This is a genomic window from Novosphingobium sp. 9 (genome assembly GCF_025340265.1).
Classification (GTDB): domain Bacteria; phylum Pseudomonadota; class Alphaproteobacteria; order Sphingomonadales; family Sphingomonadaceae; genus Novosphingobium.
Map to the genome: position 1 here is coordinate 1,213,345 of NZ_CP022708.1, position 21,849 is coordinate 1,235,193.

Genomic DNA, 21,849 nt, shown 5'->3' on the forward strand with positions numbered 1-21,849 from the left:
CGCAAGCCCGGCAAGACCTATGCGGACGGGAACCGTGTTCCCCTAGCGCGGAACCGTTCGATCCAAGCGAGCACCGGCGCGGCGTCGAACTCGCACTGGGTCACTACGTAAGGTGAAAGCCCAGCCTCTTGCGCAACCGCCAGCTTTGCATCGAGCCGTGCGTCGAGCAACTCGGTCGCCATCGACTCCCGCCCTCCTGCGTAGGCCCAAAGACCGATCCCGGTCAGGCCGAACCGGTCGCTACGTAGACGAACCAACAGTTCGAGCACCGTTTCAAATTCGCCTTCCGGTTCGAACTTTCCATCGCGCAGGAGGATCTCGCGCACATCGGCCGCATGGCAGCGATCCAGCAGCATGGACAGGGCACGCTCATCCTGCAGCGCTCGTGCAGCGACGTGCGGCAGCGGCACGAACCCGGCCCGACGTATGCGGTTCACAACATCCACGCGCTGGTCGTCGCTGTCCTCGGGGCACCAAGTGATGGCGATCGAAGACTCCGGTGGGATGGCATCGCGCGCCATTTCCAGTTCGGCGATATCATGAGGCGAAATCTCGAATGACATGTGCGATGCCAGCCGGGCGATCTTCGCGACCAGCGGCGACGGCGGGATGGCATCCCCCTGGAAACCGCAGGCCTGCTGGTAGGACGGTTGGGGCGCAAGGGTCATGCCGCGATCTCCAGGGGAGTGCGATCGTGCGATGACGCGCCGTTGTCTGACGGGTGCTTGCGGACGATCAGGTAGCTTTCGTTGTTGAACCACAGCGATGCGCTGGTGCGCAGCACCGCCCGTGTGGCATCGAGATAGGCAGAGCCGGTCATCGCTTGCGCAAGACGCTCCTCATCGATTTGCGCAACATAGGTTGCCGCATTCCAGGCAGCCAGAAGCGTCGATGTGCCGACAGTCTGCGCATCGGTTTCGATCTCGTCCGGCAACGTATGCATGGCATAGCGGAATTGCGCGGGATGGCCCGTAGCAGGATCGAAGCTGAAATCGGCGGCATCGATGCCCAGCGCCTGCCGGGTTGCCGCCATCAATTCTCTGCGCGAATGCACGAAGGGCTGTTCGTCCGGCCAGATTGCCGTCACGATATCCTGCGCAGGATCTTGTCCCGCCGAGTGAATGCCCAGCAATCGCCCGCCGGGGCCCAGCGCGCGGGCGAGCGGTGCCAGAACCCGGCGGGCCTTGAAGGCGATCGGTGCGCGCAGACGATAAGGCTGGCTCGCGATCACAAGGTCGTAATCCGCCAGGCACGTGCTCGGCTGCGGAATGGCCGCGTCAAGTGCGAAGGCGTGATCGGCGCGATAAAGGACCAGGACCGTCGGCGTCTCGGGGACGAGACTTCCCGTCCGTGGCGAGGTCCGTGTGCGCCAGTGCGCGGCCAGAAATGGCTGTAGTTCGAGGATCTGGCGCTCGAACTCCGCAGTAGTCGAACCCGTCAATGCGATGCTCTTCCAGACCATGCCAGGGTGCGCGGAGGAAGGGCCAAGCGTCAGGCGCGGTGCATCGGCATAGGAGATGTTGGTAATCGCCAGGACAGTGGCAGGATGCTCAAAGAGCCTGTCGGGCATCTTGTCTAGCGCCAGCCGCACGTCCTCCAGGCTTATTTCCTTGCCGGCGATGTAGAAAGGGACATGCGCGAAACGGGCATGCATGGCGCGCATCGCCCGTGACAGCACAGTGCCATCGCCAATTCCCGCATCGAAGACACGAAGCGCCGGCGGGCGTGGTTCGAGGTTATCGATCTCCGCAGCGATCCGCTGCGCGATCATCCACTTTTCCGAGCACGTATTGACGAACATCAAATACTTCTGGCGATTGTCATAAAACCGGAAGTCGCCACGGGGCGCTGGTCGTGTCTCCGGCAGTTGTGCAAGGCCGTCAGGCGAGACGCCCTGTGCGGCGATCCTCTCTTTCAACATAACGCAGTCTCTGTCAGCGCGGCTTGCCAGCCGCTTGTCGCCTGCCGAGTTTCTGCAGCTGGACAGAGAGGGTAAACCACATTTGCGCCCAAGCTCTCGTGGGCCTGCTCCCATCATCCCGCAAGATGCGCCGATCCAGCCCCTTACCGACAATATGGCACAGGCAGCGCGCGCCCGGCCGCCTCGAAGTGGGCACAAGCCCATCACTTTTCATCAACAGCAGGCCCACCCGAACGATTCTTACTCGAAGGTCGCTCGGTACAACACTTCCGCAATCGCCCACTGGCAGCGCAAAGCCCAAGGCTCTGCAGGGGATGGGCAGACGCCCACGAATACCACCCGCAAATTGGGAGCAAATGTGGTTTACCAAGATCGCTCCCGCATTCCACTTTCCCCTCGGCAGCGGCCCTTCGGCCCTGTGTGGAAAGCGTGATCGTCTACTGTCCAGCCGAACGGCACGGACAGCACGCTCTGAAAAACACAAGACACATCAATCGAGAGGACAGTACCCATGCGTCGCAGCACCGACCGTATTCTCACAACCCACGTTGGCAGCCTGATCCGAACGGAAGGCCTGCGCGCGCTCTATCAGCGCAGCAAGGGTGGCGAGACCGTGACACAGGCGGACTTCGATGCCGAACTCGCCAAGGGCGTTGCCGAAGTGGTTTCGCAACAGGCAGCCGTGGGGATCGACGTTCCGTCCGACGGCGAATATGGCAAGACCGGGTGGACGGCCTATCTGATGAAGCGCCTTTCGGGACTTCAGCCACGCCAACGTCAGGCCGGCGATCCCGATCCGGTCGACCCGCGAACGGCGGGGCGCGGCCAGACCCAGTTCACCGAGTTCTACGAAGCTTACAATCCCATCCAGCAATACGACTGGTCCGGCCCGGATTTCTTCCGCCAGGCGGAATCGCTCGATCACAACCGCATGTCCTCGATGGTCGAATGCGTGGGGCCGCTGGCCTATGACGATACCGACGTGAAGCGGGATATCGTCAATTTCAAGGCTGCACTGGCCGAGCACGAATTTGCCGATGCCTTCCTGCCGGTGGCAGCGCCGGAAAGCGCGCGCGGGGTACGCCTCAATCGCTTCTATGCCAGCGACGATGCGTTTCTGGGCGCGCTGGCCGATGTGCTCCGTGCGGAATACCGCGCCATCCTGGATGCCGGTCTGCTGATCCAGCTCGATGACGCCTACCTTCCTTGCGAATACGATCGCCGGCTGGTGCATCAGGATCCTGCCGAAGTGCACCGGGCCTTCAGTGCCTATGTGGAGATGATCAATTATGCGCTGGAAGGCATCCCCGAAGACCGGGTGCGCTATCACGTCTGCTGGGGCAGCTGGAACGGTCCACACACGTCCGATGTGCCGCTGCGCACGCTGCTGGACCTGATCCTGAAGGTAAAGGCGCAGGCCTATACTTTCGAGGCGGCGGGACCGCGCCATGCTCATGAAGCCGAAGTCTGGGGCGAAGTGAAGATCCCCGAGGGTAAGATCCTGCTGCCCGGCGTGGTATCGCACTCCACCAACGTGGTCGAACACCCGGAACTGGTTTCGCAGCGCATCCAGACATTTGCCCGCATGGTGGGTCGCGAGAATGTGATCGCAAGCACCGATTGCGGCTTCTCCCAGAACTGGGATCACCTGCGCGTTCATCCACAGGTGCAGTGGGCCAAGCTAGATGCGCTCGTTCAGGGCGCGCGCCATGCCAGCGGGGTACTCTGGCGCTAGAAACCAAGCACAGAAATTAGGCCCAGAAACCAGGCGGGGCCGGGCACCGCAAGCCCGGCCCCGCTCGGTAACTCGATAAAGAGCGGCCTTGCGCGGACTTCCCGGTGCCGTGTCCGCATGGCACCCATGACCTGAGAGATCGCTGGAAAGACGATCCAAAGGCCTAATAGCAATATACTATTACGGAAATAAAAATATAAGACTACGGAGAGAATGTCATGGCAGACGTGGCTTATAGCCCGGCAGCACAGCAATCGAGCATACCCTGTAAGAGTTCTTCGACAGGTTCAGGCAGGCCGACATCGGCGTGGGGCATCCTGATCTTGCTGTCCGTCGGCGTGCTCATCGCCTATATCGACCGCACCAGCATAGCTTCCGTGCTGGCCGACCGCCCCTTCATCTCCTATTTTGCACTTACCGATGTGCAACGCGGTTGGGTTAATGCCGCCTTTTTCTGGTCTTATGCAGTCGTACAAGTGCCGATGGGCTGGATCGTCGATCGCTATGGCGTAAAGTTGCCCTATACCTTGTGCTTTGGCATCTGGTGCCTTGCCACAGCCGTTACCGGCGCGGTCGCAACACTTTACGCATTGCTCCTGCTGCGCCTGATCGTCGGGGTCGCGGAATCTGCCGTTATTCCAGCCAGCTATCGCTGGATTCGCGACAATTTCGACGAACGCAGGGCTGGGTCTGCAGTCGGGATTTTTGCTGCGGGCAACAAGCTGGGACCAGCACTTGGCGCACCGGTCGCCGCCTGGCTGATCGTTCATTACGACTGGCGCATGATGTTCTTTGCCACCGGCCTGCTGGGACTGGCATGGCTGGTGCCGTGGATCGGTCTGGTACGCAATGACCTCCCATCTGCAGCCGAGCGCCAGGAAAGACATCGCCGGGCTTCTGCCGTCTCTCTTCGCGCCATCATCGCCAGCCCAGTCGTTTGGGGAACGATGATCTCAAGCTTCTGCTATGGCTATTTCACTTTTTACTGCATGTCGTGGATGCCGTCATATCTGGTAGAAGAGCGCGGCCTGTCGCTTCAGGCATCGGGACTTTACACGTTCTTCAGCTTTGCGGGGATCGCCGTGGTGGCAGTGCTTGCCGGTTGGATGGCAGACCGCATTATCGCGCGCGGAGGCGATGCGGTATTTGTTCGCAAGGCCTTCGTCGTCGCAGGATTCATCGGCGGCTGCACTGTGATTTTCGGCGCATATGCAACCTCGCTGCATGTCGCCCTGTTCTGGAATGTGTTCTCGCTGTCCTGGCTGGGGTTGGCGACGGCAAACAACCTGGCCCTGTGCCGTCTGACACTGATCCCCAGACAGGCCGTCGGCCTTACGACCGGCGTACAGCAAGTCGCGCTGAGCCTGTCGGGAGGCGTATCAGCAAGCGTCTCGGGCTGGCTGCTTCACATCAGCGGAGGCTACGACATGCCGATCCTCGTGATCGTACTGTTCTGCCTGATCGGTGCCGGCGCCACTGTTGTGCTGATGCGCCGCGAATGGGCCCCTCAGATCAGCGGAACTACCGACAAGGAAGCCTCTGCCCAGGAATGTTAGCGATCATGGACGCAGGGCAGCCAAGCCGATCGTGACATGAAGAGGGCGAAAGCGAGGATAGTCGGAACTGGCGTGTTTTACGAGTACCGCCTGCCAATCTCGCTTCCGGTTCCGCTGAAAGGCTGATTCAGTCTCCCCGCTAAGATGGAGGCTGGCTGACGCGGCAGCGATACGAACTCACAGACGGTGAATGGCTGATCATCGAACCGCTGTTGCCGAACAAGACGGACTGACGCAGAATATATGTTTCCCGTCAGTCCGCACCTTATCCCGGAAAAAGCTCTCTGTGACCAATTCCCATTAGATCGGCATACCGAGCGGGATCACAGGGGCCGCTCCCGGCGCGATTACTTTAGCCAGAGCATCCTTGTCTTCCAGCATTTCCGCGGTGCCGCGTGCCCAGCGGGCATCCTCGCCAGCGCCGCTAACCTTAGCCAGCGCCGCTGCCTCCTCGTGCAGCTTGTCGGTCAGGATTGCGGCGACATCGCCGGGGGTGTCTTTGTCATGCGCGGCCTTGGCGATGGACACCAGCGTACGATAGGCCACTCTGCGGCCCACTGCCGAAGTGCGCGCATCGACGGTAGCGACGATAAGCTTGTCGATCACCTCGTCGAGGCCCGGCAGCGCGGCATCGGCCTGATGCTGGAGATAGACGCGCGTCAGGCGCGCAGGAGCCAGCAGCGAGTCCAGCGTGACCTGCGCGGCCACATCCGCTGCCACCAGCGGATCGAAGGCGGATGCCCCGGCGGTATCAAGCACTTCGGTATCGAACTGCGCATCGGCGCGGCCGTTGACACCATAGGACAGCAGCGGCAACAGCTTTGCAGGCACCGTCAGCTCCTTTTCGGACAGCGTCTCCAGCATCGCAGAAAGCGCCGCTTCCTGCTTGGCCCCAGAAGCCGGGTCGGCAGGGCGCTGCCGTCTCCCACTACCGAATAGGTATAGTTCACGCCGCCCACCAGCTTGCCCACGGCATCGATCTCATACCGGTGGAGCAGCCACATCGGCACGAATTTGCGCCGCAGATCGGACAAGGCCTCACCGGGGCGCAGAACGCCGGGGCCGAAGTTGCCCATCGCGATCCGGCGCACCGCCATGATGTGCTGGAGATCGGGCGCCTCGTCTGCGCCATCGGTCCACATGCTGTCGCCCGGTACGCCAAGGTCAGCACTGCGCCCGTCGATGTCGGTCATATAGCGCATGCCTGCCTGCTGGATCGCTAATGCCTTGGCAGCCGCGGCCTTGTCATGATCCTGCCCCGGCAGCGGCTGGCCATAGAGCCAGTCGACAGTGAACTTGTCCCATGTGCCGATGCCAGATGCGTAGGCGTCCGACAGATCGATCTTGCCATCGGTGATCTTCATCCGCGCGATGGGATAATCCATCACCGAGGTTCGGTCCTGCGTCGAGCCCTCGAAGTTGTGAACGAAGCCGATGGCGTGGCCGACCTCGTGTGCGCCCAGCTGGCTGATCCGCGCCAGCGAGATGCGGACCGGATCGTTCGGACCGCCGGTGTTCTCCTGTGCGGTACCGACAAGGCTCTCGTACAGGATCATATCCTGCCGCACCCGCAGCGCACCCAACACGACGTTACCCTTGACGATTTCGCCCGTACGCGGATCGATCACTCCCCCGCCGTAGGACCAACTGCGGGTCAGGCGATCACCCCAGTTCACGACATTATAGCGCACGTCCTGCGGATCGGCGTCAGGCGGCAGAATCTTCACCTGGAACGCGTCAATATAGCCGGCTGCGTCGAACGCCTGATTCCACCAGGCGACGCCCTGCGCCAGCGCTGTACGGATCGGTTCGGGCGCGGCGCGGTCAATATAGAAGACGATCGGCTTCTTCACCTTCGAGCGCGGCGCGGACGGATCGAGCTTGTCGAGCCGGAAGTGGTTGGCGAGCTGGTACTGCACATCTTCGCCCAGCGGCGTGCCGAAATCGTAGACCTGCGATCCGTGCGAGCCCGAACGGATGTCGAAGCGGCGCACCGCAAAGCCCGCATCGGGCAGCTTCACCAGCGAGTGGTGCACCACGAAGCTGACCTTGCGACCGTCGGGCGCGATATTGTCCACCTCCTTGCCGGGGCTGTCGTTGGTATAGGTCTGGACGGCTTCCAGCTCGATATTGTCCGGAAAGACCTTCACGGCGGAAGGATCGGCTGCGCTCAGGCTTTCGTCGAGCTTCCAGCCCTTGGCGTCCTGTCCCAGCGCCTTGGTGATGTTCATCGTGTCATGCGTCAGGAACGGCGCGATATCGATCGTCACCGAACCGTCGGCATCGGCGGAAACCACATCGACCATGCCCACCGTGCTGAACGGGAAACTATCCTTGGCGCCCTGTTCGATTTCAGGCGGCCCGCTGGCGCGGAAGCGCGGATTTTCATAGGTGATCGCCATCTTCTTGCCGAAGCGGCGAAACGCCAGCAACTGCGTCTCGCCCAGCATCCCGTGGTCCAGACGCACAGGGGCCGACCCCAGGCCGACCTTCAGCGCAGTGGCATAGAGGAAACGCCCGCTCACTCCGTTCTTGTCGGGTGGGGGCAGCTTGATGAGAATTCTTCCGGAATCCTTGTCAACGCTGACCGGCAGCAGCGCGCCGTCGGGCGAGGCGATCGTTACCGGTGCGGCACGCGCAGGAACGGACAGGCCCAGGACAAGGGCCAGCGAGAGCGGCGCGGCGAACGATACAGCGCGAGAGAGGCGACGAGGCATGAACTATCTCCCTGAGAATCCCCGCCTTCCGTCATCCGCCCCGTTTGCGACAATCTGCAGTGCCGCTGCGATCAAGCTAACACACCAAGGATTGCGTTACTCATCAAAGACCAGCAATTTTTAGACGATTCTTGATGGATTCATGTCCGAATCCATCAAAAGTAGGGGGAAAGCGAAATGATCGAGATCGAGAGGACCGACTATCGAATATTGCATGAGCTGTCCCGTGACGGACGCATGTCGGACGTCGCGCTGGGAGAGCGGGTCCATCTTTCCAGCACGGCCGTAGCCCGCCGCCGTAAGCTGCTGGAAGAGCGCGGGGTCATCCGAGGGTACAACGCACAACTGGATATGGGGACGCTCGATCTGAACATGATGGTCGTCATCATGATCGAGCTAACCTCGCAGGCAGAGCATGTGCTCAACGAGTTCGAACAGGCCGTCGTCGCCTGCCCGTCCATGACCTACTGCAGCTTCATTTCAGGAGAGACGGACTTTCTAATGTTCGTCCATGTCCGCTCGTTCGAGGACTACGACAAGGTCTACCGCCGCGAGCTTTCCACGCTGCCCCATGTCGCCAAGATCCGCAGCAGCTTCGTGATGCGCAAGGTGCTGGACAGAACCTTGCCGCCGGTCCTTTTCGAGGGGCCGCGAGCCGGAGCGAATCCCATGTGGCACCGCGCTACCGAAACGGTTTGAAAGCTGCGTAAATATCCAGCAACACATTTTGATTCCTGCGCATACAGCAGGGATTGTGAGGGAAAGCTGCGCGACAGGCGGAATATAGCAGCAAATTAGCAAGGATGCGGCGGAGCAGTTCTGTTATACATTTTGACGACAGAACGAAATGTTCGTTCTTCATGGCGACATTTTGAATGATTTTATAATTTCAGCCTGCTGTACCCAGGCTGAACAGGGCGTAAAACTGAACTGCCCCGAGAGCGCTCCTGAGCGTCTTCGGGTCGCATGAACCGATAAAGAAAAAGCGATGATGGCGCCTCGCCCGAACCGGTGAGGCGCCCGTGGCGGAGCCTTGCCTGACGGCGGGGTTCCGCGACGGGGAGAAGGTGTGCCCGAAGGCGTCTCGAAGACGGCCAATGAGGGGGCTCATGATGTTTTCCTGCACTACCGACGATTTCGCGATCCGTACCGGACAACGTTCCAGTATGTTGCCGCAGGCCCGGCTGGCCTTGCTGGCAGGCTCCGCCGCCATGGCTTTTGGCACCGGCACGGCTCATGCCCAGACGGCAGAAGCCAGCGCACAGGCCGCGCCGGTCGCCGTCGCGGATGAAACTGCAGCCCCGGCCTCCGACATCGTCGTGACCGGCAGCCGTATCGTGCGCGATGGCTATAGCGCTCCGACCCCGGTGACCGTGCTCGGATCGCAGGAAATCAATGCGCAGAAACCCGCCAATATCTCGGATTTCGTGAACCAGCTTCCGGCCATCACCGCAGGCAGCACGTCGGCCAACAGTTCGGGCAGTCTTTCCAACGGCAATGCCGGTATTGCCTCGGTGAACCTTCGCGGCCTGGGTGCGGGACGCACGCTGGTACTGCTCGACGGACAGCGCTCGGTCGCCTCCAGCGTGAACGGCACCGTGGACGTCAACACGATCCCGCAGGATCTGGTGGAGCGCGTCGAAGTCGTCACAGGCGGCGCTTCCGCGCAGTACGGCTCTGACGCAGTCGGCGGCGTCATCAACTTCATCCTCAACAAGAAGTTCAAGGGCTTCAAGGCCACTGCCGACGAAGGCCTTTCGACCTATGGTGATGGTTTCAACTACCGCCTGGGTGCAACCGCCGGCTTCTCGCTGCTGGACGATCGTCTCCACGTCCTGCTCAACGGAAGCTATTTCAAGCAGAACCCTGTCGCCACGATCGACCGCAGCTGGAACGACAGCGGCTATTTCCAGATCACCAACCCGAATTATACCGCGACCAACGGCCAGCCCGAACGCCTCGTCGGTTCGGGTTACGGACCCTACACTTACACCGCCGGCGGCCTCGTCACTTCCGGCGCGTTGATGGGCACTTACTTCCTGGGCGCGGGGCAGACCGGCCAGTTGAACTACGGCCAGTACAGCACGGCCTCCAGCCCCTACATGATCGGCGGCGACACCGACGTGACGCTGGCCGGACACGTTGGCACCAACTCGCTGCTGCCCGATGAAAGCCGCATCTCGGTGTTCAACCGGACGTCTTTCGACGTGACGAACTCGATCGAGATCTTCGGCCAGTTCTCGTACAACCGCTATCACGGGATCAGCTACTATCAGCAGACCCCCAGCACCGGCGTCTCGATCAAGTCGGACAATGCCTATCTGCTGACCCAGTATCCCGATGTGGCCGCCGCGATGGCCGCAAACAACCTGTCAGCGATCACCATCGGCACCAGCAACGCCGGTTTCCCGGTGCCCGGCAGCGACAACACCCGTCAGGTCTACCGCTTCGTCGGCGGCGCGGACGGCAAGTTCAATGCCCTTGGTCGCGACTGGAGCTTCAACGCCTATTTCCAGCACGGCGTCACCAAGTCGCACGAGGAGCTGATAAACACCTGGAACAACACCCGCATGGCGCTGGCCCAGGATGCCGTGCTCTACAACGGGCAGATCGTCTGCCGCTCGACCATCACCGATCCGACCAACGGCTGCGTACCGATCGACCGGCTGGGCACCGATGGCCCCTCATCCGAGGCGCTCGCCTATATCTACGGCGATGAGCAACCCCAGCGCGACCAGACGATCAAGCAGGACGTGGGGGCACTCAGCTTCAATACGGAGCTGTTCAATCTGCCCGCAGGACCGGTAGCCGTCGCATTCGGTGGCGAGTGGCGCCGCGAGGCGATCAGCGGAAGCGTGGACTCGCAGTTCAATTCCGGCTGGCTCTACGGCAACTATCTGGTCAACAAGGGATCGTACAACGTCAAGGAAGGCTTCGTCGAACTCTCGGTGCCGGTCTTCACCGGCTTCGATCTGGACGCGGCGGGTCGCTATACCGACTATTCGACCTCCGGCGGCGTGACGACCTACAAGATCGGCGCCACCTGGCAGCCGATCCCCGACATCAAGCTGCGCGGCACCTACAGCCACGACATTCGCGCGCCCAACCTGCAGGAGCTGTTCGCCGCCGGCACCGCCCGCACCAACACGGTGATCCTGCCCAGCAACGCGCCGCTGCAGGGCTCGCAACAGTTCATCGAGAACACCGTCGGCAACCCGAACCTGAAGCCAGAAAAAGCCAATACCTGGACCGCAGGCATCGTGATCTCGCCGCGCTTCCTGCCCGGCTTTACCGCCTCGTTCGACTATTACGACATCAAGATCACCGACGCGATCGGCTCGGTCACATCGCAGAACACCGTCGACAACTGCTATAATCTGGGCCTGTCGGAATACTGCGCCAACATCGTCTATTCCGGCGGCGCGCTCGACACGATCACCATCCAGCCCTTCAACTTCGCCAGCCAGCGAGAAAAAGGCTTCGACATCGCTGCCAGTTATCGCACTGCGATGTCGGCGATCTGGGAGAAGATCCCCGGCAATTTCAGCATCAGCGCCAACGTGACGCACTATATCTCGAACGTGGTCGACAACGGCGTCTTCCCGATCGACTATGCCGGGGTCAACGGTGGCAGCCTTTCGGGCAGCTACAGCTCGCCCAGCTGGGTCTACCGCGTCAGCGCCTTCTACGACATCGATCCGGTGACGCTGAATTTCGTCGGACGTGGCTTCAGCGATGGCGTCTACGGCAACGACTATATCGAGTGCACCTCGAACTGCCCGACCTCGACGACGCAATATCGCACGATCAACGACAACCACATCAACGGCGCGATCTATTTCGATGCGTCGGCCAGCGTAAAGCTGCGCGAGGGCGGCCACGAGGCAACGCTCGCCTTTGTGGTGAACAACCTGCTCAACCGCGACCCCGAACTGATCGGCAACGGCCCCAGCGGCAACAATGTGCCCGCCTACGCCCAGACCAACCGCTCGCTCTACGATGTCTATGGCCGCACCTACCGGCTTTCGCTGTCCTTCACGCTGTGACGCCTCATGGCGGGGGAAACGATCCCCCGCCGCCCATTTCCACTCGCCATCCATTCCTTCGAGGGTAACCGACATGACCACGTTCACGCGCAAGACCCGTCACCTGACCGCCCGCACCCTGTCCGCAGCCACGCTTGCCGCTGCTCTGGCCTCCAGTATCCTGCCCGATACCGCAATGGCCCAGACCGCAGGCGCCACCGATGACGCAACACTGAAGCAGGAAGCCGTAGCCGACGTCGAGGCCCACGCAAAGATGATCCAGCAGGGCGTGGATTCGCTGTTCAGCTTTGCCGAGCCCGGCTTTCAGGAGTTCAAGAGCTCAGCCTATCTCGCCGATCTGCTGGAGAAGAACGGCTTCAAGGTGACGCGCGGGGTTGCCGGGATTCCGACCGCCTTCAGCGCCACCTGGTCCAACGGCAGCGGCGGCCCGACCATCTCGCTGGGCAGCGATATCGACGATCTGCTCGGCGTCTCGCAGTACCCCGGCCTGCCCTATGCCAAGCCCATGGTCGCAGGTGCGCCGGGTCACGGCGAGGGGCACAACTCAGGGATGCCGATGATGATCGCCGCCGCGATCGCCGCCAAGGACGTGATGATCAAGCATCACATCTCAGGCAAGCTGATGGTCTGGCCCGGCATCGCCGAGGAGAACCTGGCCTCCAAGGCCTATTTCGTGCGGGCAGGCCTGTTCAAGGACGTGGACGCCAATATCTTCGCTCACGTCGCCTCTTCGTTCGGCACCGCCTATGGCGAGATGGGCCTGAACGGCATGGTCTCGGTGGAATATACCTTCAAGGGCAAGACCGCGCACTCGGCGGGCGACCCGTGGGACGGACGCAGCGCGCTCGACGGTGTCGAGATCATGGACACCGCGTGGAATTTCCGGCGCGAACACCTGCCCGTCACCCAGCGTTCACACTACGTCATCACCGAAGGCGGCGGTCAGCCCAACGTCGTGCCGGGCGAAGCCAAGGTCTGGTACTTCTTCCGCGACCGCACATTCGATGCCGTGCGCACGATGTATGAGACCGGCAACACCATCGCCGATGCCGCCGCGATGGCGACAGGCACCAGCGTCTCGCACCAGATCCTGGGCTATGCCGCACCCAACTTCGGCAACAAGCCGATGGCCGAGGCGGCGCAGGCCAATATCGAGGCGGTGGGCATGCCCAAGTGGTCCGCCGACGATCAGGCCTTCGCCAAGGCCGCACAGGTCAACTTCGATCGCAAGGTGGAGCCGCTGCACGATACCGTCGAGCCCCTCGTGGCGCCCGAAAGCCGCCCGCGCTCGATGGGTGGCGGCTCGGACGACATCGGCGACATCATGTGGACGGTGCCGACGATCACCGTGCGCTACCCCTCCAACATTCCCAACATGATTGGCCATAACCTGACTTCTGCCGTCGCGATGGCGACGCCGATCGCACACAAGGGCGCGGTTGCAGGCGCCAAGGTCGTGGCGATGACGGTCATCGATCTGATGACCAAGCCGCAATTGCTGGCGCAGGCCAAGGCCTACTTCAAGGATGTCCAGAACAAGGACCAACACTACGATCCGCTGATCACCGCCGCCGACAAGCCGGCCATCTGGCTCAATGCCGAAGTGATGAAGCGCATGCGCCCGGAAATGGAGAAGTACTACTACCAGCAGGACAAGTACCCCACTTACCTCGACCAGCTGGGCATCAAGTATCCGCAGCTCGGCTCCGCTCCCAAGACGTCCGAAGCGCCCACCGACGTTACAAACGCGGCAACCCATCCTGATGCGCAGTCCGCCCCGGTCAGCGTCGGCGGTTGATGGCCCGCTTGTACTGACCGGATTGGCCGGACCGGCACCGGCGCTCCCCTCAGCGTCGGTGCCGCGACCGGAGGAAACGCTTCGAAAGGCACCCCAATATCTGTTCACGGCTATGCTGTGACATTGCGGCAGCAACTTCGATCATTGCAGGGTCATGCTATATGGGATGCGGTACGGTCGTGACTGAGAAGCAGTCATGCTTTCTTGAAAAAGGGACTGCAGAGATCCCACCAGCCCTTTGGACGTAGAAAGGGGTGCCGATTTCTCCTGCCTCGCTAAAATGCCTGACACTTTTCCACCGTTCAAAAACAGGCTGACAAACGTCAGATTTGATGCGCAGAGCAGAGATTCGACGTTTGCCTGATCAGCATCGCAAAATGGCATAAACTGAGCCACCAACAACATGATGACCTTGAGAAAATCTCTCAGGAAAAGTGGTCATCTGCACCACCGCCGTTGAGTTTTTTGCAGCGAGCTAAGGGCGCATGTCCATCCGTGCTCCCGGCATGATACTGTGACTGCACGTTGACGAAGAAATCCCATCTGATCGCGAAGGCGGTTTCTATTTTCGCAGCGATGTCTTCGCGCAATCTAAGCCGGTTCGCCTCACCATCAAGCAGGTCAATCAGAATGTCGCACAACTCGCAAGAATCAGCCGAAGGAATGGCACTCGCCACGGCATCTCTCAAGGGAGCAAGCGCCTGTGCGCTCCATCGGTTAGCCAGGATCCGCAAGCGGGGCGACGTAATCGCCTCCAGATTCATTGCTGCATACAATGCGACGTGATCACGCGAACTTCCGAAGCCAAAGTAGGTTCGGGCCATCGCGCGTAGGACTTCATGCGGGGACGAACACGATGCTGGAGAAGCCTTGAGTTCAGCAATGAAGCGGGCGACGTCGCGATCGACTACCGCTACAAAAAGCGCCTCCTTGTCAGCGAAGCGGCGGTAGATCGAATGCTTGGAGCAGCGCAGGCGCGCGGCCAGTTCGTCGAGCGAAGCACCTGCATAGCCTCGCTCGCAGAACAGGGCACGCGCCGTATCGAGCAGTTCCTGCGTCCATGCCTGCGCTTGCGCCTTTGTTGGCCGACCCATGACTCGCCTGACTTTCCTTCCCATCCCGGTCGTTGACCTGACATCGATTAAACGACACGATACAGTGTCGTTCATAGCAATGCGAGTCGCACTTGTCTCCCATTTCCTTGTCTCGCGTCAGTTGGGTCACGCCTTCGGGGCACCCGGTCTTTCGCGAGATTGACCTGAATTTCGGCCTTCGACGCACAGGGTTGGTCGGACGCAACGGCGTGGGGAAAAGCACGCTGCTGCGGATCATGGCGGGCGACCTCACACCCTCGTCCGGTTCATGCGCCACGGCCGGAACCGTTCACCTGATGCAGCAGATCGTGCAGCCGACGGTATCGGACAGCATCGCTGACCTCTTCGGCGTGCGCCCTGCCCTCGACGTGCTGGCCCGCGCGGCGGATGGAAAGGCAACGCTGGACGATCTCGAAAAGGCCGACTGGACGATCGAGGAACGCATCGACGCCGCTCTCGCCCGCGTCGGACTGGAGGCTTCCGCGGCGACACCGCTGGCCGGGCTTTCCGGCGGGCAGCGCACGCGCGCGGCACTGGCGGCGGCGATCTTTGCGGCGCCGGACTTCCTGCTGCTCGATGAGCCCACCAACAACCTCGACCGCGCAGGACGAGACGCGGTGCTGCGGCTTGTCGATGGGTGGTCCGACGGATTGGTGGTGGTCAGCCACGATCGCGAACTGCTGGAGCACATGGACGCCATCGTCGAACTGACCACGCTCGGAGCGACCCAATATGGCGGCAACTGGAGCGCCTACCGCCAGAGCAAGGCGCTGGAACTGCAGGCCGCCGAACAGGACTTGCTCGATGCCCGCAAGCGGCAGGCCGAGATCGCGCGGCGCGGCCGCATCGCCGACGAGCGCAGGCAGCGCCGTGACGCTGCCGGAGCACGCAAGGCGGCGCGCGGCGACATGCCGAAAATTCTCGCAGGAGCACGGCGCAATGCCGCCGAGGCCAGCAGCGGCGGCGATCAACGGCTGAAGGCGCGGCTGGGCGACGATGCGGCGCGAGACGTGGCGACGGCGCAAGCGAAAATCGAAGTGCTGCAATCGCTGTCGATCGTGCTGCCGACAACCAAAGTTCCCTCAGGCCGAACTCTGCTGGAGATGCGCGGGGCGGCGATCGGCCATGATCCCGCCCATCCGATGCGACAGGGCATCGACCTCACGATCGTCGGCCCGGAACGGATCGCGGTGACCGGACCGAACGGCTGCGGAAAGAGCACCCTGCTGCGGACCATCACGGGCGATCTGCCGCTACTCGGCGGGACCATGGCGCTCGGCGGGACGGTCGCATTCCTCGACCAGAACGCGGCGCTGCTCGATCGCGAAGCGACCATCCTCGACAACTTCCGGCGGCTCAATCCGGGCAAGGACGAGAACGCCTGTCGGGCGATGCTGGCGGGATTCCTGTTTCGGGCCGACAGCGCCCTGCAGATGGTCGGCACCCTGAGCGGCGGGCAGATGCTGCGCGCGGCCCTGGCCTGTTGTCTCGGAGGAGATGCGCCGCCGGAAATCCTGATTCTCGACGAACCGACCAACCACCTCGATCTCGATTCCATTCAGGCAATCGAGGCGGCACTGGCGGCATTCGATGGCGCGCTGCTGGTGGTCAGCCACGATGAGGCGTTCCTCGACGAGATCGACATCCAACGTCGGATCGTGCTGTCATCCTGACCAAACTCGCACACGCTAACGGACGATAACGGGCATTCCGCTGTGACCAAAGCCACAATCCCGGTCGGCAGTCATCAACGGAGCCTGTGATGAAACACGATGTGAATTTTTCGAGCGCTGGCCTGACCATCGCCGCGTGCCTTTATGGTCCCGACCAGCCGAACGGGGTAACGCTCGTCATCGGCCATCCCGGCAGTTCGGTGAAGGAGCAGTCGCCCGCGCTCTACGCCGAGAAGCTGCGAGAACGCGGCTTTCGTGTCCTGACCTTCGACGCGGCCCGTCAAGGGGCCAGCGAGGGGCTGCCGCGCGGGCTGGAAGATCCCGCCCAGCGTGTCGAGGATTTCAAGGCCGCAGTGTCGTGGCTGGGCAAACAGTCGGGGGGCGATGCTGGGCGGATCGGCGGTCTGGGTATCTGCGCATCGGGCGGGTATATCGTGCAAGCGGCTGCAGAAGATCCCCGGATCGGCGCGGTCGCGACGGTAGCGGCAGTGGACGTCGGGCGGCAGGTCCGGCTCGGCGCCGACGGGCAACAGCCACCGGAATTGCTCAAGGCGCTGCTGGACGGCGCCGCACAGGCCCGCAGCCGCGCAGCGCTGTCGGGAAACATCGAGAGCTTCCCGATCTTCCCGATCGACGAGGCCAGCGCGCGGGCCGGAGGCGCGCACGTCTTCGAAGGGTGGGAGTACTACTGCACCCCGCGCGGCGATCATCCGCGCGCGGCCAAGGCGCTGACCTGGGACAGCATCGACCGCATGGCGACATTCGACGCCTTCCGCTTCATCGACCTTATCGCGCCGCGCCCGCTGCTGATGATCACGGCGGAAAAGGCCGTGACGGCCTGGATGACGCACGAGGCGCTGGAACGCGCAGGCAGCCCCAGGCGCCTGCATACGATCGCGGGGGCCACGCATGTCGACCTCTACGATCGCGAGGATGCCGTGAACGCGGCCGTCGAGCAGTTGGCCGGCTTCTTCGCGCAGGCTTTGGGATCGGCCTAACACCGGATCACAGCAACTAACGGGCGTGCCCGGACAGGGCCGGTTATCCTGCTTCCCGTAGCAAGGAGACCCGTCATGTTCGATCAATCACCCGAAATTCCCCGGCCGCGCCGCCGCGAGTTCATCGCCGGAGCGGCCACGCTCGCCTCTGCCATGATGGCGGGCCTGACCCCGGCAAGGGCGGCAACGCCCGGCATATCGCCAGGCACATCGAATGTTCGCCCGTTCGGGCCAGTGCGCCGGATCGCCGCCGGGCCGCTCGATATCGGCTATGTCGAGACAGGACCGTCATCGGGTCCGGCAGTCCTGCTGTTCCACGGCTGGCCTTATGACATTCGTGCCTTTGCCGAAGTCGCCCCGCTGCTGGCGGCACAGGGCTACCGCGTGATCGTGCCGCACCTTCGCGGTTTCGGCACGACCACGTTTCGCTCTGCCGAAACGCCGCGCAATGGCCAGCAGGCGGCGCTGGCGGCAGACGGGATCGCGCTGATGGATGCGCTGGGCATCCGACAGGCGGTGGTCGCCGGGTTCGACTGGGGCGCCCGCACGGCAGACATCATGGCCGTGCTCTGGCCCGAGCGCTGCAAGGCGCTGGTATCCGTCAGCGGCTACCTGATCGGCAGTCAGGCGGGCAATGCCAAGCCGCTGCCGCCCAAGGCCGAACTCCAGTGGTGGTATCAGTTCTATTTCGCCACCGAGCGCGGCCGCGACGGCTATGCGGCAAACACGAAGGCGTTCAATCGCCTGATCTGGGAGCAGGCCTCTCCGCACTGGGCCTTCGACGATGCGACCTACGATGCTTCGGCAGCGTCCTTCGTCAACCCGGACCATGTCGCCATCGTGATCCACAACTATCGCTGGCGGCTGGGTCTTGCCGAGGGCGAGCACCAGTATGATGCCGCCGAAGCGCGCCTCGCCGCAGGACCGCCGGTGACAATCCCCGCCATCACCATGGAGGGCGATGCCAACGGCGCGCCTCATCCCGATCCCGCCGCCTATCGCGCGAAATTCGCAGGCCCCTACGAACACCGCCTAATTGCCGGTGGGATCGGCCACAACCTGCCGCAGGAAGCGCCACTCGCCTTTGCCAGGGCCGTGCTCGATGTGGGCAGGATGGGTGCATGATCCGTCTTTCGACCTGCGCGCTGGGGGCCTCCCTCATGCTGCTGGCAGGGTCCGGCGTGGCCGGTGCGGTGCGGCGGGAAGCCGATGCCGCGCCGGTCTACGGCGTGCGCCTTCCCGCCGGATATCGCGACTGGAAAGTCATCAGCGTCGCGCATGAGGCGGGCAAGAACAACGATATCCGGGCCATCCTCGGCAACGACATCGCCGTGCGCGCCTATCGCAAGGGTATCCGTCCGTTCCCCGACGGCGCGGTGATCGTCCGGCTGGCGTGGCGATATGAATCCTCGCCGCGCAACGACGCCGTGTTTCCCGCGCCGCAGTCCTTCGTGGCGGGGGAGCCGACCAACGTGCAGGTCAGCGTCAAGGATGCGCGCCGCTATCCAGCGAGTGGCGGCTGGGGATACGGCCAGTTCGATAACGGCCGCCCGAACCCGGACGAAGCCATCACGCGCTCCTGCGCCGCCTGCCACGCCAGGCTCGATGCGGGCGACGATCAGGTCTTCACCGCCTATTCGCGGTAAGCCCGGAGCAAAGAAGAACCCACGGCCAGCCTCGCATTGCGATGGCTGGCCGTGGGCGATCGCGCGCCGGTCGGGGAGTATGGGGCTGGATCGACGCGCAACCGTTACGGCGCAGCGGCGGCGCGCTCGATCAGCCCCGCCACCTCAGCCGGGTGCGATACCATGACGACGTGCGAGGCGCCTTTCACCACCAGCGTCTCCCGCGCGCCTGCCCGCTGCGCCATGAAGCGCATGGCCGCCGGGGAATGTTGCGGTCGGCATCGCCATAGACGAACCACGAAGGCACGTGCTTCCACGCAGGCGCGGTCGAGGCCTCGGACAGCGCGGTATCCGTCACCGGGCGCTGTCCCGCCGCCATCAGCCGGGCCTGTGCGAGAGGGACATCAGCTGCGAACTGGGCGGGGAAGAGCACCTGCCGGATGTACAGGTCGTTGCCTCCCCCGCCAGCGGCACCGGCTTGGCCAGCGTCGGCGCCAGCGTGCTGCCGGGGAACTTTCCCGTCAGGCCAAGCGCCGTCTCTCCCGCATCGGGCGCGAAAGCGGAGACATAGACCAGCCCGGTGACATTGGGTGCGCCTTCCGCCGCCTCGCTGATCACCGATCCGCCATAGGAATGGCCCACCAGCACGACTGGCCCGGCGATGGATTTCACCACCCCGGCCACGACATCGGCATCGGCACGCACGCCGCGCAAGCTATCGGGCGCCGCTACGACGGTGTAGCCGTCATGCTGGAGTGCGGCCATCACGCCGTTCCAGCTCGACGAATCCGCAAAGGCGCCGTGCACAAGGACGATGGTTGGCTTTGCCGCCTGCACGCTTGGTTTTGCCGCCTGCACGGTCGGCTTCGCCTGTGCGCAGGGCGCGATCAATCCTGCGGCAAGCGTCAGCCCGCCGACGATAAGGGTCTTCTTCATGCTTGGTATCCTGTGTTTGCGTCAGGCCAGGGCGACGAGGGTTTCGATATTACCTTTCACCGCCTTCGAATAAGGGCAGGTGCGGTGGGCAGCCTCGATGATCTGCCGCGCGACTTCGGGGTCGAGGCCGGGTACGTGAACGTCGAGCCGCGCGGCCAGCGCATAGCCATCGCCGCCAAGCCGCAGTTCCACTTGCGCGTCGATGGCCGTGCCCTCGGGCAAGGTCACACCCTTCGCCTTCGCGGCGATCACCATGGCACCTTCGAAGCAGGCGGACCATCCGGCGGCGAACAACTGCTCGGGGTTCGTGCCGGGCCCCGGCGTACCCGGCGTGGACAGCCGGATATCCAGCCGACCGTCGGAACTGCGGGCCACACCTTCGCGGCCTCCGGTGACATGGACTTTTGCGGTATACAGCGTCTTGCTTGCGGACATGGGCAGTCTCCTTCTTCTTCGGAAATCAGCGCAAGGAGCGGAAGGCGGCGCGCACTTCCTCCGCGAACAGCGCAGGCTGTTCCCAGGCGGCGAAATGGCCGCCGTCGCGCACCTCGTTGAAATAGATGAGGTTGGTGTAGCAGCGTTCGGCCCAGCTTCTGGGCGCGCGGAATATCTCGCCGGGGAACACGCTGATCGCGACCGGCAGGTCGATCACCCCGCGCGCGTTGAAGTTGTTGGAATGATCTTCCCAGTAGATCCGCGCGGCGGAGGCACCGGTCGCGGTCAGCCAGTAGAGCGACATGTCGTCAAGGATCGCATCGCGCCCCAGCACCCGCTCGGGCTGACCGCCGCTGTACGTCCACTGCGCGATCTTCTCATACATCCACGCCGCCATGCCGACGGGCGAATCCACCAGCGAATAACCGATGGTCTGGGGCCGCGTGTTCATCATCGCCGCGTAGGCGGAATTGTCGCGGTAGAACGCCTCCAGCTGATCGAAAGCGCCGCGCTCCTTCGCGGACAGGCCAGACGGGGCCGGATCACCTGCGGCCAGAGTGCGGGCAATTTCGGCAGGGACGACGGCAGGCATGTTGAGATGGATGCCCAGTAGCCCCGGCACTTTCTGCAGGGCCATGCGCTGCGAGATCACCGAGCCGCAGTCCCCGCCCTGGCTGACGTAACGGTCGTAGCCGAGCCGCAGCATCAGCGCCGACCAGGCCCGCCCGATGCGATCCGACCCCCAGCCCGGAACCGTGGGCTTCGCCGAGAAGCCAAAGCCCGGTATCGAGGGGATGACGAGATGGAATGCATCCTCGGCACGCCCCCCATGGGCCACAGAATCGGTAAGCGGGCCGATCACGTCCAGAAATTCGAGCACCGAGCCCGGCCAACCGTGCGTCAGGATCATCGGCATGGCGTTTGCGTGGCGAGAGCGGACATGGATGAAATGAATGTCCAGCCCGTCGATCTCGGTCATGAACATCGGCAAGGCGTTGAGCCGCGCCTCGATCCGGCGCCAGTCGTAGGCCCCTGCCCAATAGGCCATCAGCGGCTGCAAGGTCTGGCGACGAACACCCTGCGTATCGTCGCCGACCGGCTGCGGGTCCGCCCAGCGCGTCTCTGCGATCCGGCGCTTCATCGCCGCGATCTCGGCGGCAGGGATGGCAATGCGGAACGGCCGGACGGCGCCCGATACGCTTGCCGCACGGGCAAGGCCGGGCATCGTCGCCATCGCTCCGGCAAGTGTCGCACCGGCAACAAAGCCGCGCCGCGATGTGGAATTTCCTGCAAACATCTGTCGTCCCTCCAGCGA

General features: G+C 63.0%; 16 protein-coding genes and 1 pseudogene. 9 read left to right on the top strand and 8 right to left on the bottom strand.

What is annotated here, in order from left to right; genetic code table 11:
- Window positions 1-17 precede the first annotated feature (17 nt).
- Window positions 18-668: a hypothetical protein gene (locus tag CI805_RS20115; RefSeq protein WP_260928566.1), complete on the bottom strand. Its 651-nt coding sequence runs from the start codon at window positions 666-668 to the stop codon at window positions 18-20.
- The gene (locus CI805_RS20120; RefSeq protein WP_260928568.1) at window positions 665-2,128 is read right to left on the bottom strand and encodes a hypothetical protein; all 1,464 of its coding nucleotides are present in this window, start codon (window positions 2,126-2,128) and stop codon (window positions 665-667) included. Before CI805_RS20120 ends, CI805_RS20115 begins: the two co-directional genes overlap by 4 nt.
- Window positions 2,129-2,432: 304 nt before the next feature.
- On the opposite strand from CI805_RS20120, the gene CI805_RS20125 reads away from it, so the two are divergent.
- On the top strand, window positions 2,433-3,656 hold the full coding sequence (locus tag CI805_RS20125; protein ID WP_260928569.1) for a cobalamin-independent methionine synthase II family protein: 1,224 nt from the start codon (window positions 2,433-2,435) through the stop codon (window positions 3,654-3,656).
- Window positions 3,657-3,874: 218 nt separating this feature from the next.
- Window positions 3,875-5,212, top strand: a complete 1,338-nt coding sequence (locus CI805_RS20130; protein WP_260928570.1) for an MFS transporter — start codon at window positions 3,875-3,877, stop codon at window positions 5,210-5,212.
- Window positions 5,213-5,512: 300 nt separating this feature from the next.
- On the opposite strand, the pseudogene CI805_RS20140 reads toward CI805_RS20130, so the two are convergent.
- Window positions 5,513-7,929 (bottom strand): annotated as a pseudogene (locus CI805_RS20140) (zinc-dependent metalloprotease).
- 177 nt (window positions 7,930-8,106) lie between these two features.
- On the opposite strand from CI805_RS20140, the gene CI805_RS20145 reads away from it, so the two are divergent.
- From CI805_RS20145 to CI805_RS20155, 3 genes are all read left to right on the top strand, one after another.
- Window positions 8,107-8,628, top strand: coding sequence for an Lrp/AsnC family transcriptional regulator (locus CI805_RS20145; RefSeq protein WP_260928571.1), 522 nt, complete (start codon window positions 8,107-8,109; stop codon window positions 8,626-8,628).
- 410 nt (window positions 8,629-9,038) lie between these two features.
- Window positions 9,039-11,975 carry a TonB-dependent receptor plug domain-containing protein gene (locus CI805_RS20150; RefSeq protein WP_260928572.1) on the top strand — a complete coding sequence of 979 codons (2,937 nt, stop codon included), beginning with the start codon at window positions 9,039-9,041 and terminating at the stop codon, window positions 11,973-11,975.
- A gap of 175 nt (window positions 11,976-12,150) precedes the next feature.
- Entirely contained in the window at window positions 12,151-13,773 is a 1,623-nt protein-coding gene (locus CI805_RS20155) for an amidohydrolase (RefSeq protein WP_409934984.1), read from the top strand.
- Window positions 13,774-14,198: 425 nt separating this feature from the next.
- Here the strand turns inward: CI805_RS20155 and CI805_RS20160 are convergent, their stop codons facing one another.
- Window positions 14,199-14,867 (bottom strand): TetR/AcrR family transcriptional regulator, encoded by a 669-nt coding sequence (locus CI805_RS20160; protein ID WP_260928574.1) that lies wholly within the window; start codon window positions 14,865-14,867, stop codon window positions 14,199-14,201.
- Window positions 14,868-15,058: 191 nt separating this feature from the next.
- Here CI805_RS20160 and CI805_RS20165 point away from each other — a divergent pair, with 191 nt between their 5' ends.
- The 4 genes from CI805_RS20165 (at window position 15,059) to CI805_RS20180 (ending at window position 19,184) form a co-directional block, all read left to right on the top strand.
- Window positions 15,059-16,540, top strand: a complete 1,482-nt coding sequence (locus tag CI805_RS20165) for an ABC-F family ATP-binding cassette domain-containing protein (protein ID WP_313958571.1) — start codon at window positions 15,059-15,061, stop codon at window positions 16,538-16,540.
- Between the two features lie 89 nt (window positions 16,541-16,629).
- Entirely contained in the window at window positions 16,630-17,538 is a 909-nt protein-coding gene (locus CI805_RS20170) for an alpha/beta hydrolase (RefSeq protein ID WP_260928583.1), read from the top strand.
- A 75-nt stretch (window positions 17,539-17,613) separates the two neighbouring features.
- On the top strand, window positions 17,614-18,663 hold the full coding sequence (locus tag CI805_RS20175; RefSeq protein WP_260928584.1) for an alpha/beta fold hydrolase: 1,050 nt from the start codon (window positions 17,614-17,616) through the stop codon (window positions 18,661-18,663).
- A complete protein-coding gene (locus CI805_RS20180) occupies window positions 18,660-19,184 on the top strand; it encodes a cytochrome P460 family protein (protein ID WP_260928586.1) in 525 nt (174 codons plus the stop codon). The genes CI805_RS20175 and CI805_RS20180 overlap by 4 nt, the downstream gene beginning before the upstream one ends.
- A 184-nt stretch (window positions 19,185-19,368) precedes the next feature.
- Here CI805_RS20180 and CI805_RS20185 read toward each other — a convergent pair whose 3' ends face one another.
- Genes CI805_RS20185 through CI805_RS20200 form a run of 4 tightly spaced genes read right to left on the bottom strand, consistent with a single transcriptional unit; the run spans window position 19,369 to window position 21,831 of the window.
- Window positions 19,369-19,542, bottom strand: coding sequence for a hypothetical protein (locus tag CI805_RS20185; protein ID WP_260928588.1), 174 nt, complete (start codon window positions 19,540-19,542; stop codon window positions 19,369-19,371).
- The gene (locus CI805_RS20190; RefSeq protein ID WP_260928589.1) at window positions 19,542-20,099 is read right to left on the bottom strand and encodes an alpha/beta fold hydrolase; all 558 of its coding nucleotides are present in this window, start codon (window positions 20,097-20,099) and stop codon (window positions 19,542-19,544) included. The genes CI805_RS20185 and CI805_RS20190 overlap by 1 nt, the downstream gene beginning before the upstream one ends.
- A gap of 21 nt (window positions 20,100-20,120) precedes the next feature.
- On the bottom strand, window positions 20,121-20,534 hold the full coding sequence (locus CI805_RS20195; RefSeq protein WP_260928600.1) for an organic hydroperoxide resistance protein: 414 nt from the start codon (window positions 20,532-20,534) through the stop codon (window positions 20,121-20,123).
- 25 nt (window positions 20,535-20,559) lie between these two features.
- Window positions 20,560-21,831 (bottom strand): epoxide hydrolase family protein, encoded by a 1,272-nt coding sequence (locus CI805_RS20200; RefSeq protein WP_260928601.1) that lies wholly within the window; start codon window positions 21,829-21,831, stop codon window positions 20,560-20,562.
- Window positions 21,832-21,849 lie beyond the last annotated feature (18 nt).